This window comes from Collinsella sp. AM28-11LB, assembly GCF_003469895.1.
Classification (GTDB): Bacteria; Actinomycetota; Coriobacteriia; order Coriobacteriales; family Coriobacteriaceae; genus Collinsella.
In genome coordinates this window covers 373,601-387,196 of record NZ_QSKJ01000001.1, presented here as the reverse complement: position 1 = coordinate 387,196, position 13,596 = coordinate 373,601, and the positions used below count along the sequence as shown (strand labels likewise).

General features: G+C 61.5%; 8 protein-coding genes. All 8 read left to right on the top strand.

The window, feature by feature from the left end:
• Positions 1-140: 140 nt before the first annotated feature.
• The 8 genes from dnaB (at position 141) to carB (ending at position 13,255) form a co-directional block, all read left to right on the top strand.
• Complete coding sequence (gene dnaB / locus DW732_RS01625) at positions 141-1,538, top strand: replicative DNA helicase (protein WP_117743354.1); 1,398 nt, start codon at positions 141-143, stop codon at positions 1,536-1,538.
• A gap of 93 nt (positions 1,539-1,631) precedes the next feature.
• Complete coding sequence (locus DW732_RS01620; RefSeq protein WP_118098331.1) at positions 1,632-2,918, top strand: adenylosuccinate synthase; 1,287 nt, start codon at positions 1,632-1,634, stop codon at positions 2,916-2,918.
• A 121-nt stretch (positions 2,919-3,039) separates the two neighbouring features.
• Positions 3,040-4,344 (top strand): phosphoribosylamine--glycine ligase, encoded by a 1,305-nt coding sequence (gene purD, locus DW732_RS01615; RefSeq protein ID WP_118098329.1) that lies wholly within the window; start codon positions 3,040-3,042, stop codon positions 4,342-4,344.
• 21 nt (positions 4,345-4,365) lie between these two features.
• A complete protein-coding gene (locus DW732_RS01610) occupies positions 4,366-5,061 on the top strand; it encodes an NUDIX domain-containing protein (protein ID WP_199406603.1) in 696 nt (231 codons plus the stop codon).
• 203 nt (positions 5,062-5,264) lie between these two features.
• Entirely contained in the window at positions 5,265-7,034 is a 1,770-nt protein-coding gene (locus tag DW732_RS01605) for an ABC transporter ATP-binding protein (RefSeq protein WP_118098327.1), read from the top strand.
• 19 nt (positions 7,035-7,053) lie between these two features.
• Complete coding sequence (locus tag DW732_RS01600) at positions 7,054-8,019, top strand: hypothetical protein (protein WP_117743350.1); 966 nt, start codon at positions 7,054-7,056, stop codon at positions 8,017-8,019.
• A gap of 317 nt (positions 8,020-8,336) precedes the next feature.
• Positions 8,337-9,842, top strand: a complete 1,506-nt coding sequence (carA, locus tag DW732_RS01595) for a glutamine-hydrolyzing carbamoyl-phosphate synthase small subunit (RefSeq protein ID WP_233539321.1) — start codon at positions 8,337-8,339, stop codon at positions 9,840-9,842.
• 98 nt (positions 9,843-9,940) lie between these two features.
• Positions 9,941-13,255, top strand: a complete 3,315-nt coding sequence (gene carB, locus DW732_RS01590) for a carbamoyl-phosphate synthase large subunit (RefSeq protein WP_118098325.1) — start codon at positions 9,941-9,943, stop codon at positions 13,253-13,255.
• Positions 13,256-13,596: the final 341 nt, after the last annotated feature.

Below are 13,596 nucleotides of genomic sequence, written 5' to 3'. Positions count from 1 at the left end.
GTGAGTGTCATGGTGAACGTTGCGTTGAAGTCCTATATACGGGACCGTTCATCCGTTTCGTTCGGTGATGATTGGCGGCGCGCGGCGCGTTTTGGGACCGTGGCTGATACTATGGATGCTCGCAAGCGATATGAATGAGGATGCTCATGGCATATGACGAAAGGGAGACGGGAGTGACGGTCGAGGACCGCGGCTCAAAGTTGGGTCTTCCCCAAAACCAAGATGCAGAGGCCAATGTACTGGCCGCCATGCTGCTATCGCCCGAGGTGGTCGAGGAGGCCCAGGTCGAGCTGCAGCCCGATGACTTCTACCGGCCCATTCATAAGACCATCTATACCGCGATGGTCGATATGTACAACAGCCGCATTCCCATCGACTCCATCTCGCTGATCGATTACCTGCGAAGCATCAACAAGCTCGATGCCGTGGGCGGCGAGGCGTATATTTTGGAGCTGATGGGTCAGACTCTGTCGCTCGTGAACTGGCAGCACCATGCCGCCATCGTTCGCCGCGATTCGATGCTGCGTGAGCTGATCGGCGCCACCAACGAGATCAACGCGCTGGCATATAATGCCCCCACCGATACCAAAGAGGTCGTGGAGCTGGCCGAGAGCAAGCTGCTCAAGGTCACGGCGCGCGAGGTCAAGTCGAGCTACAAGACGCTGACCGAGTTTATGGTCGAGGCCTATAACGAGGCCGAGGAAGTGTGCCAGGCCGGTGGCCAGGCTGCGGGCGTGCCCACGGGTTTCCCGTCGCTCGACCGCATGCTCATGGGTTTTCGCGAGGGTCAGCTCATCATTATCGGCGCCCGTCCTGCTGTAGGTAAGACTTCGTTCGCCCTGAATCTGGCGCTCAACGCTGCCGCCGCTGGTTATACCGTCGGCTTCTTCTCGCTGGAGATGTCGGGCAAGGAAATTGCCCAGCGTCTGATCTGCGCCTACGCCATGATCTCGATCAGTGACTTCCGCATGGGCCGCATTAGCCCCGAGCAGTGGGCCAATATCAACGAGGCCACGCAGACCTTGTCTAAGCTCGATATTCTGATTGACGATACGCCCGGCACCACAGTGACCGAGATTCGCGCCAAGAGCCGCCGCATGCTCCACAACAAGGAGAAGGCCATCATCATCCTGGACTACCTGCAGCTGGTGAGTCCTCCGCCGGGACGCCGCTCCGAGAGCCGTACCGTCGAGGTCTCCGAGATGTCGCGTGGTCTGAAGATCATGGCCAAGGAGCTCAAGATCCCGCTCATCGCGCTGTCGCAGCTCTCGCGTCAGGTCGAATCCCGTACCGGCAAGCGCCCGCAGCTTTCCGACCTTCGTGAATCGGGCTCCATCGAGCAAGACGCCGATATCGTTATGTTCTTGGACCGCTCCGCCGACGAGGCCGAAGCCTCACGCGACGATCGACCCGACGAGGGCGTTACGCGTATCGTCGTGGCCAAGAACCGTTCGGGCCCGATCGGCGACGTCGACCTGATGTTCCTGCCGGCATCCACCAAGTTCTATGAGCTTGATGGGGCACATGCCGAGGAGTAGGACAGGCGCCCGTTGCACGGGTATACTGGGAATGTTTTGTGCTTCTGCGTGCCGGCGTGGCGCGTAGACAGTCCATGAATGTAAGGAGTAAACATGCCGTCAACCGTTTTGGTCGGTGCCCAGTGGGGCGATGAGGGCAAGGGTAAGATTTGCGACCTGGTCGCCGGCGACTTCGATGCCGTCGTGCGCTACTCGGGCGGCAACAACGCCGGCCACACCATCGTCGTCAACGGCAAGAAGTACGGCCTGCACCAGGTGCCTTCCGGCATCATGTATTCCGACCACGTGTCGGTGATCGGTAACGGCTGCGTCGTCAACCCCAAGGTTGTCCTTGAGGAGATCGACATGTTCGAGGCCGACGGCATCACCACCAAGAACCTCAAGATCAGCGGCAACGCGCATGTCATCATGCCGTATCACATCGATCTGGACGGCGCCTTTGAGCAGAAGCTCGGCAAGAAGAACATCGGTACCACCAAGCGCGGCATCGGTCCGTGCTATCAGGACAAGATGGCCCGCATTGGCCTGCGCATGCAGGACATGCTGGACGAGGCACTGTTCCGCGACAAGCTGGAGACCGCTCTCGCCCGCGTGAACCCCGAGCTCGAGCTCATCTACAACCTGCCCACCTACACCGTGGACCAGATTTGTGACGAGTACCTGCCCATGGCCGAGCGCCTGCGTCCCTACATCACCGAGACGAGTCTGCTGCTCAACAACATGATCGATGAGGGCAAGGACCTGCTGTTTGAGGGCGCCCAGGCGACGCTGCTCGACATCGACCACGGCACCTATCCGTACGTGACGTCTTCCAACTGCACCGCCGGCGGCGCCATCACCGGCTCCGGCGTGGGCATGAAGAATGTCGACCGCGTGCTGGGCGTCATGAAGGCCTATATCACCCGCGTCGGTTCGGGCCCCATGCCCACCGAACTTTCCTATGAGTCCGAGGCCGGTCACACGCTGACCGAGGAGGGCTATGAATACGGCGTGACCACCGGTCGCCGTCGTCGCTGCGGCTGGTTCGACGGCCCCATCGCCAACTACGCCTCGCGCGTCAACGGCCTCACCGATATCGCCCTGACCAAGCTCGACGTGCTTTCGGCCTTTGACACCATTAAGGTGTGCGTGGCCTACGACGTCGATGGCGAGCGCTATACGAGCGTGCCCGAGCACCAGGTGCGTTTTGAGAATGCCAAGCCCATCTACGAGGAGCTCCCTGGCTGGAAGTGCGACATCACCGACTGCCGCAGCTTTGACGAGCTGCCGCAGGAGGCCCAGGACTACGTGGCGTTTATCGAGGATCTGGCACACACCCGCGTGACGTTTATTGGCGTTGGCGCTGGTCGCGAGCAGATCATCAACCGATTCTGGAAGTAATCGGGACCATTTGGTTATTGCGATATACCCCTTTGCAGCCCAAGCGGGCGGCCGAGGGGTATATTTGCTTTGTAATGGGTCCGCATGGTTGGCGGGCCGTTCATCCATAGAGGAGGCACCCTTGAAGGCGGACACTCAAACCATCGACATCCTGTTGTTGGGCAGCGGCGGCCGTGAGCATGCTTTGGCAGCTAAGCTCGCAGCATCACCGCGCGCCGGCAAGCTCTACATTGCGCCGGGTAACGGCGGCACCGCGAGCTGTGGCGAGAACGTTGTTCTCGACGACTGCGATCCTGCGGCCGTGGCGGCGTTTGCGCAGGGCCACGGATGCGGACTCGTGGTAATTGGCCCCGAGGCTCCGCTCGTGGCGGGCGTGGCCGACGCCGTGCGTGCGGCGGGTATTCCGTGCTTTGGCCCGGGTGCCGAGGGCGCCCAGATGGAGGGCTCCAAGCTGTTCTCCAAGCAGCTCATGGAGCGCGCCGGTATCCCGACGGCAGCCTACGGCTCGTTTACCGACGAGGCTTCGGCTCTCGCCTACGTGCGCGAGCAGGGCGCCCCGCTGGTCGTCAAGGCCGACGGCCTTGCCGCGGGCAAGGGCGTTATCGTGGCGACCGAACTTGAGCAGGCCGAGGAGGCCGTGCGAGAGTGCTTTGGCGGCACCTTTGGCGATGCCGGCAACACCGTGGTCATCGAGGAGATGCTGACCGGTCCCGAGTGCTCGCTGCTTGCCTTTACCGACGGCAAGACCGTGCGCCCCATGGCCACCTCGCAGGACCACAAGCGCGCGCTCGAGGGCGACAAGGGCCCCAACACCGGCGGCATGGGCGTCTACAGCCCGGTGCCCATCGTGACCGACGAGGAGCACGCCACCATGGTGGCGGTCATGGAGCAGACCGTTGCCGAGCTTGCTGCCGAGGGCATCGACTACCGCGGCTGCCTGTACGGCGGCTTTATGCTCACGCCCGCCGGCCCCAAGGTGCTGGAGTTCAATGCCCGCTTTGGCGACCCCGAGACGCAGGTCGTGCTGCCGCGCCTTAAGAACGACCTGGTCGAGGTCATGCTGGCCTGCGCCAACTGCGAGCTCGACCAGATTGAGCTCGACTGGCGCGACGAGTGGGCCGTGGCCGTTGTCCTGACGAGCGCGGGCTATCCCGGCAGCTACGAGAAGGGCAAAGTCATCACCGGTATCGCCGAAGCCGAGGCCATGGAGAACGTGACGGTGTACCACGCGGGCACTGCCGTGGTGGACGGCCGGCTCGTGACCAATGGTGGCCGCGTGCTTGCCGTGACCGCTCTGGGCGACACGTTCGAGAATGCTCGCAACCTTGCCTACGAGGCCTGCGAGAAGATTGATTTTGAGGGTAAGACCCTGCGTCACGACATCGGCCTGCGCGCGCTGCGCGGCCGCGACGCCTGGGATGCCTAAAATCCGAGAGGAATGAGACGGATGGACGATAAGAACGAAGAGCTCGTGGACGCGCAGATCGTCGAGGAGGACAGCCGCGTGTATGGGCACGCCGAGGGCGAGCCTGGCGGCGAGGTTGCTGACGAGCCGGTGCTGGTGCTGGGCGATGACGACCCGCACGATGCCGAGCTACACGAGAAGATTCTTTCGGAGGAGTGCGCCTGGAAGGGCAAGATCCTCGACGTCCACCGTCTTGAGGTTGAGCTGCCCAACGGCCACCGCAGCGCCCGCGACATCATTCGCCATCCGGGTGCGGCGGCCGTTGTGGCGCTGACCGAGAGTGGCAAGATTGTGCTGGTGCGTCAGTACCGCACCGCCATCGATCGCGTGACGGTCGAGATTCCCGCCGGCAAGCTCGACCCGGGCGAGGATCCGCTCGATTGTGCCAAGCGCGAACTGCACGAGGAGACGGGCTTTAGGGCCGGTCGCATTCGCTTTTTGACGTCGATTGTCACGACCTGCGGCTTCTGCGACGAGATTATTCATATCTACCTGGCCACCAAGCTCGAGTTCGACGCGCCCAACCCCGACGATGACGAGTTTGTCAACGTGGATCTGGTGCCGCTGCACGAGCTGATCGACGCCGTACTCGACGGCAAGATCGAAGACGCCAAGACCGTCGTGGGCGCCTTGGCCTGCGATAGCATCGCGCATCGCCTTGGTGGAGCCGAACTGTAGCGAGCGGTTACTTTGTTGAGGCGGGGTTATGACCTCGCTGGTTTGTGTAAGTCAGCGAAAGTGCTCCATTTGAGACGAGGTGGCCTAAAAGAGGAGGGAAGCGTATGGATATACGCGACCGACGATTGAAGGCCAGATTGTCCAAATGGGGCACTTGCAGCGTCGAGACGAAACGCGGTTTGGTAAAACCGCGTAAGGTGATTATGCTGAAGCGTTTTTTGTCGTATTACAGGCCCCAGATGGGGCTTCTTGTTGCCGATACGGTTTGCGCCCTGGTGCTTGCCGCCATTGACCTGGCGTTTCCTATTATTCTGCGCAATCTGACCGGTGGGCTGTTTACCCAGGGTCAGGCTGCCATTATGCAGGCGCTCGGTATGATCGCGGTGGGCTTGGTGCTGATGTATGCCGTCCGCTGTGCCTGCCGCTACTTTGTGAGCTATTGGGGTCACGTGATGGGCGCGCGCATGGAGTCCAAGATGCGCGAGGACCTGTTTGACCAGTATGAGCGCTTTAGCTTTGCGTACTTCGACCGCAACAGCTCGGGCGACATGATGAGCCGCGTGGTCAACGACCTGTTCGATATCTGCGAGGCGGCGCATCACGTGCCCGAGTGGATCATCATCTGCGGCATCGAGATCATTGGCTCGTTTGTGATCCTCTTTACCATCGCCCCGGTGTTGGCGCTTGCCATGGCCGTGGTGACGGCGGTGTTTGCGGTCATCATGTTTTGGCAGAACATGCGTATGCGCGAGGTCTTTAGCGACAACCGCAAAAAGATCAGCGGCATCAATGCGCAGCTGCAGGATTCGCTGGCGGGCATGCGCGTAGTCAAGAGCTTTGCCAACGAGGAGACCGAGCGCGCCAAGTTCCGTGCCTCTAACGATCGCTACCTTTCGTCCAAAGAGAACATGTACCACGCCATGGGCGTCTATACCGCGACGTATGGCCTGCTCTCGGGCGTGCTGTATGTGATCGTGGTGCTGCTCGGCGGTTGGCTGGTTGCTCAGGGCGAGCTGCAAGCAGTCGATATGGCGACGTTTGCGCTCTACATTTCGTTGTTCTGCACGCCGCTCGAGACGCTTGTCAATTCCGCCGAGATGTATCAGAAGGCTATCGCCGGCTTTAAGCGTATGGACGAGGTGCTCTCGACCGCGCCGGATATCCAGGACAAGCCGGGCGCTACGGATCTGCAGGTGACCGCCGGCGCCGTGGAGTATCACGACGTGTGCTTTAACTACGAGGACGCCGAGCTTGGCACGGATGTTGAGGCGCGTCCCGTTATCGACCATATGGACCTGTCCATCAGGCCTGGTCAGACCATCGCTTTGGTTGGCCCTTCGGGCGGTGGCAAGTCCACGACCTGTTCGCTGCTACCGCGCTTTTATGACGTGGCTGCCGGATCCATTAGCATCGACGGCCGGGACGTGCGCGATGTGACACAGCAGAGCCTGCGTCGTGCCATTGGCCTGGTGCAGCAAGACGTGTATCTGTTCGATGGAACGATTGGCGAGAATATCGCCTACGGCAAACCGGGCGCCACGGCAGAAGAGATTTCCGAAGCCGCCCGTCGCGCCAACATCGATGCCTTTATCGAGTCGCTGCCGCAGGGCTATGACACGGTCGTGGGCGAGCGCGGCAGCCGTCTTTCGGGCGGACAGAAACAGCGCGTCGCCATCGCGCGTGTGTTTCTCAAGAACCCCAAGATCCTGATCTTGGACGAGGCGACGAGTGCTTTGGATAACGAGAGCGAGGAGGCGGTGCAGGAGTCACTCGAAGAGCTGGCGCGCGGCCGCACCACGATTATCATCGCCCACCGTCTCTCGACCATTAAGCATGCTGACGAGATTGCGACCGTTGAGCATGGTCGCGTTGTGGAACGTGGCACGCACGAGGAGCTTCTCGCCCGTGGCGGCACCTATGCCCGTTACTATCGAATGCAGTTCGAAGGTGCGCGTGCGCACGAGCTCGACTGATTGATATGACAGGAAGTTTATGGCTGACAAGAACCCTTTGACTCCGGAAGAGGTGACGGAGTTATTCTCCGAAATCGATGCATCCGGCGTCTTGGATCCTACGCTTGCCAAAAAGCGTACCGAGCGCATGCGCGAGAAGGAGGCTGCGGCCAAGCGCGGTGACAAAGCGGCGCTAGCGCAGCTGCGCAGCGAGGACCGCGCGAGCCAGGCAAAACATATCGACCCGCTGTCCGAGGACGATCCTTCGGGCTCGCAGGTGAGCCATACCATTACGAAGACCGCGATGGCCGTGGTCATCGGTATTTTGGTGCTGATCGTGGGCATGCAGATCGGCTACGGCGTGATGCGCCGTCTGAATACCGCCAATCTGTCCGAGAGCGTTTCGGTCGATACCGTTTCGACGGCGCTGAAGGGCGGCCTTGAGTGGGGCAACGGCTTTACGCAGTTTCCGCTCGACTTTTCCGTCGACGAGGCCGATGAGCGTACGGGCACGGTCGAGGTAACGGTGTTGGACACATCGTCTGCCAACGAGCTCGAACTGCTGTCCAACGGGCAGATTCAGGCCGCGGCACTTGCGACCAACGCGCTGCTCAACGATAAGATTGACCGCGTGGTGTATAACGTGCACGCCTATATCGACGAAGATAGCAACATTCAGCACGATTCCTTCTTTGGCATGTTTCCCGCCCAGGGCCACCAGAGCGCCATTCTGACGTTCGTATGGACCAAGAGCTCATCCAACGCCACGAGTATCGACTGGAAGATGCGCATCGTGAGTATGGATGACACCATCGCCGAGCGCATTCAGAAGCAGGTGAACTCGGTGTCGTCGTTGATTGAGGACCCGGTGGTGAGCCAGACCAAGATTGACGAGGAAAAGGCCGAACGTGACCTGGAACATCGTCTGCATGGTCGCGAGATTTTCCGCGGCGGCAAGCCCGATCGCTCACCGTCCGATCTGCTGGAACAGGACAAGAAAAAGTAGGAGGCCATCATTCCGCGTGAGCCACAAGCCCACGCGGGATGATTTTTCTGGGTAGTCTTTTTGGGACGGGGCTATTTTAGCTACCCCGGCCGTCAATCAGACAAAACGCTAGCGCTAGCAGCCGAGGCAGCTAAAATAGCCCCGTCCCAAAAAGACTACCCGATGGCGGTTGTGAATCATTATGCATGGGGAGTCATAATTATCATTTTGTAAACAATTCTATGTAATTAACGCCATAAGTGATGCTTGCGGTTAGAATACCGCGAGGCCTAACTACACACCTTTAAGCCGGTCCTGTGAGACCGGGAAGGAGAACTATGGCGAACAACCATACCGCGGGCGCTGCCGCCCGCACCTTCGCGCCCAGCGAGCTTTGCCAGCGTATGCTGGCCAAAACCAGCAAGGGCACCTGCGGTCCCTGCATCCTATATCTTGAGGATGGGACCATTTTTTACGGACGTGCATGCGGCGCCGAGGGCACCGCGACCGGCGAAGTCTGCTTCAATACCTCGCTCGAGGGCTACTTTGAGGTTATGACCGACCCGAGTTATGCCGGCCAAATCGTAACCATGACCTATCCGCAGATCGGTAACTACGGCATCGACGAGACCGACGTCCAGTCGGCCTTCCCCGGCGACGCCGTGCGCCCTGCGAGCGCTCCGGCTATGCGCGGCATGATCGTTCGCGACATGTGCGCCACGCCTTCTAACTGGCGCTCGGCCGTCAGCGTGCCGGAGTACCTGCGCGCTCACGGCATCGTCGCTATCGAGGGTGTCGACACCCGCGCTCTGGTGCGCCATCTGCGCGACAATGGTTCCAAGATGGGCATTATCTCGACCGAGATCTTCGACGTCGACGAGCTTGCCGAGCGTCTGGCCGCAGCGCCCACACTGGTGGGCGAGAACCTGGTCAAGACCGTAAGTTGCCCTGAACCCCACGTCTTTGCCGCGAGTGACCTGCCTGCCACGCATGACTTTGCGCTTGCGGCTGCCGCTCCTGCCCGTCACAAAGTGGTCGCCTACGACTGCGGCGTGAAGCTCGGCATTCTGGAGGGCCTGGTCCGTGCCGGCTGCGACCTTACCGTCGTGCCGTGGGATACGCCCGCCCAGCAGGTGCTCGACATGAATCCCGACGGTGTCTTTTTGTCCAATGGTCCCGGCGACCCCGACGCCGTGGTGGAGACCTATGAGCAGGTACAGCAGCTGATCGGCAAGGTGCCGGTCTTTGGCATTTGCCTGGGTCATCAGATGATCAGCCTGGCCTGCGGCGCCCAGATGGAAAAGCTTAAGTTCGGTCATCGCGGTGGCAACCAGCCGGTCATGAACCTGGTAAGCCGTCGCGTGGAGATCACCGCGCAAAATCATGGCTTTGGCCTGCTGTTCCCCAGCTTGGGCAAGCTTGTCCCCGAGCTTTCCGGCGGCGAGACCGAGCATGCGGCCGATGGAGATCTGCGCGTCTGGGTGCGCCGCGGCATCGCTCCGGTCGTGATGAACGAGCGCTTTGGCCGCATTCGCCTGACGCATGTGAACCTTAACGACGGCACCGCCGAGGGCATCCAGCTGCTCGACGCCCCGTGCTTCTCGGTCCAGTACCACCCCGAGGCCTCGCCTGGCCCCACCGATGCCCACTATCTCTTTACCGCCTTTACGCGACTCATGGACGGCGAGGAGAACTACCTGGACATCGACACCGCGAAGGACCGCCTTGCCGGTTGGAATTTCGCCGACGATGGTTCCGCCGTTCTGCCGAACGGCGGACCGATCGACGCTGCGGCTGCATCCGGCACATCATCTTGCCGTTCTGCTTCGGACGCGCGGGCATAAGCCCAGCGCGCCCTTGCATCACGGCAACCTGATGCACCAGCTGCACCCTCGCTGACTTTTCCAAAACATTGAGTCAGCCTCTCTAGGAGGTTTTAAACATGCCGAAACGTACCGACATCAAGCGTATCCTCGTTATTGGTTCGGGTCCCATCGTCATTGGCCAGGCCTGCGAGTTCGACTACTCCGGCGCCCAAGCCTGCAAGGTGCTCAAGGAGGATGGCTTTGAGGTCATCTTGGTTAACTCCAACCCGGCGACCATCATGACCGACCCGGGTCTTGCCGACCGCACCTATGTCGAGCCCATCACCGCCGAGTTTATCGAGCGCGTGATCAAGAAAGAGCGCCCGGACGCGCTGCTGCCCACGCTGGGCGGCCAGACCGGTCTGAACGCCGCCGTCGAGCTGGCAAAGGACGGTACGCTCGACAAGTACGGCGTCGAGATGATCGGTTGCGACCTTGCCGCCATCGAGCGCGGCGAGGACCGCAAACTCTTTAACGAGGCAATGGCCGAGATTGGCCTGGAGGTCGCGCGCTCGGGCTATGCCTACAGCGTGGCTGACGCCGAGGCTATCGCCGAGCGCGTGGGCTATCCCTGCGTGCTGCGCCCGAGCTTTACCCTCGGTGGCGCCGGCGGCGGCATCGCTCACACCCACGAGGAGCTCGTCTCCATCGTGAGCCAGGGTCTGGAGCTCTCGCCCGCCCACGAGGTACTGGTCGAGGAGTCCATCGAGGGCTGGAAAGAGTATGAGATGGAGGTCATGCGTGACCACGCCGGCAACGGCATCATCGTGTGCTCCATCGAGAACCTCGACCCCATGGGTGTGCACACCGGCGACTCCATTACCGTGGCGCCGGCGCAGACGCTCTCCGACCTTGAGTATCAGCGCATGCGTGTCGCCTCGCTCGCCATCTTGGAGAAGATCGGCGTCGAGACCGGCGGCTCCAACGTGCAGTTTGCCGTGAACCCCCAGACCGGTCGCCTGATCGTCATCGAGATGAACCCGCGCGTGAGTCGTTCCTCCGCACTGGCCTCCAAGGCCACGGGCTTTCCCATCGCCAAGGCCGCCGCGCGCCTGGCCGTTGGCTATACGCTCGACGAGATCGTCAACGACATTACCAAGGCAACGCCTGCCTGCTTTGAGCCCACGATTGACTACTGCGTGGTCAAGGTGCCGCGCTTTGCCTTCGAGAAGTTCAAGGGTACCGACCCCACGCTCACCACGCGCATGAAGGCCGTGGGCGAGATTATGGCGATCGGCCGCACCTTCGAGGAAGCCTTTGGCAAGGCCATGCGCTCGCTGGAGGATGGACACCAGGGTGTTTGCGCCGGTGGCAAGGAGGGTGCCGATAAGCTGAGCGATAATGAGCTCGCCCAAGCCGTGGCAACCCCGACCGAGCACCGCATCTTCTTTGTGGTCGAGGCCCTGCGCCGCGGCTGGGACATCGCCCAGATCCATGCCATCTGCGGCATCGATCCGTGGTACCTCAACCGCATCAACGACATGGTGCAGGTCCAGGAGAGCATCCGCGGCCTGCGTGTGGAGGACATTGACGCCGACGCGATGCGCCTGCTCAAGCAGTATGGCACGAGCGACGCCGAGATTGCCGCGCTGACCGGCTCGGACGAGCGCTTTGTGCGCGCCTATCGCAAGGGTCTGGGCGTGGTTCCCAGCATGAAGACGGTCGATACCTGCGCTGCGGAGTTCTCGAGCGCCACGGAGTACCACTACAAGACGTACGAGAACATCTACCGCACGAGCCCGGATGCCAAGAAGTGCGTTGCCCCCGACGAGACCACGCCGGCGGACAAGCCCAAGGCGATGATCCTGGGAGCCGGCCCCAACCGTATTGGCCAGGGTATCGAGTTCGACTACTGCTGCGTGCACGCGAGCTATGCGCTGGCGGCTCGCGGCTTTGAGACCATCATGGTCAACTGCAATCCCGAGACTGTCTCGACCGACTACGACACGTCCGACCGCCTGTACTTTGAGCCGCTCACCTACGAGGACGTCATGGACGTTATCGACGTTGAGCGTCCCGACGGCGTCGTGGTGACGCTCGGCGGTCAGACTCCGCTTAAGCTGGCGCGCATGCTCGAGGAGAGTGGCGTCAACATCATGGGCACCAAGCCCGATGCCATCGACTTTGCCGAGGACCGCGAGCGTTTTGCCGCCCTACTCGACAAGCTGGGCATTATGTACCCGCCGGCGGGCCAGGCAACCTCGTTTGAGGAGGCCGAGGCCGTGGCCGCGCACATCGGCTACCCGCTGCTGGTGCGTCCGAGCTACGTGCTGGGCGGCCGCGGCATGATGATCGCCTACGATGCCGAGCATCTGCGCGATTACATGGCCGAGGCCGCGCGCATTAGCCCCGACTACCCGGTGTATCTGGATCGCTTCCTGGAGGGTGCGATCGAGTCCGATGTCGACGCCCTGTGCGACGGCGAGGAGGTCTACATCGGCGGTATCCTGGAGCATATCGAGGAGGCCGGTATCCACTCCGGCGACTCCGCGACGTGCATTCCGCCGTTTAGCTTTAGCGAGAGCCTGCAGGCGAAGCTCCGCGAGACTACGCGCCGCATCGCGATGGCGCTGGGAGTCCGCGGCCTGGTCAACGTGCAGTATGCCATCAAGGGCGAGACCGTCTACGTGATCGAGGCTAACCCGCGTGCCAGCCGTACCGTGCCGTTCATTTCCAAGGCCACCGGAGTGCCGCTGGCCAAGTGCGCGGCGCGTATCATGGCGGGCGATTCCATCGCGAGCCTGGGCCTGCCGAGTGACGAGCGTCAGCTGGACTGGTTCTGCATGAAGGAAGCCGTTATGCCCTGGGGTCGTTTCCCGGGAGCCGACGTTATCCTGGGGCCCGAGATGAAGTCGACGGGCGAGGTCATGGGTATCGCCAAGAGCTATCCCGAGGCATATGCCAAGACGCAGCTGGCGATTGACTACAAGCTGCCCGACCCGAGCTGCGGCAAGGTGTTCATTAGCGTGTGCGACCGCGACAAGCGCCACATCCTTTCGGTCGCCCGTATCCTGCGCTACCTTGGCTTTGATATCTGCTCTACCGAGGGTACGGCGCGCGTGCTGCGCGGCGGCAACGTGACGTGCGAAATCGTGGAAAAGATCAGCGGCCCGCATGACGGCGAGCGTCCCAATATCGGCGACCTTATCGCCGATGGCAAGATTGCGGTGATCATCAACACGCCGTACGGCCCGGGTTCGCGTGGCGACGGCTATCTGTTGCGTACCGAGGCGGTGCGCCGCGGCGTGACCTGCGTGACCGCGATGTCCGCTGCCAACACATACGTGAGTGCCATCGAGGCGGTGCGCGAGGACCAGCAGGGTCACGGCAGCGCCAACGACATGGGTATGGACGTCATCGCCCTGCAGGACCTGCCGCAGTACACGATGTAGTGTGACCTGGTCGGCCGGGGCGGCAGCCGGACACTTTCTCTCGGAAACTGGGCTTCGCGAAGTTTTCCGAGAGAAAGGTCCGCCTTCCCGCCCCGGCACACGGTGACTCGGCTGCACCGTGTGCTGCCGAAGGGGCTTTGCGCGATGACTAGGGCTGAAAAAGAAAGTGAGTGTGGGCGCCGTCGTTCGTTTGAACGACGGCGCCCACGTTTTGTATGGGGCCTCCTGGCGAATTTTGATTCGCCAGGAGGCCTTTTGCCGGGGGGTGAAACATACCCTTGGACAGTTGGTTCAGATACGTATTTTTCAGAGGGTGTGTAAAGGCCGACCTGAGTCCGATT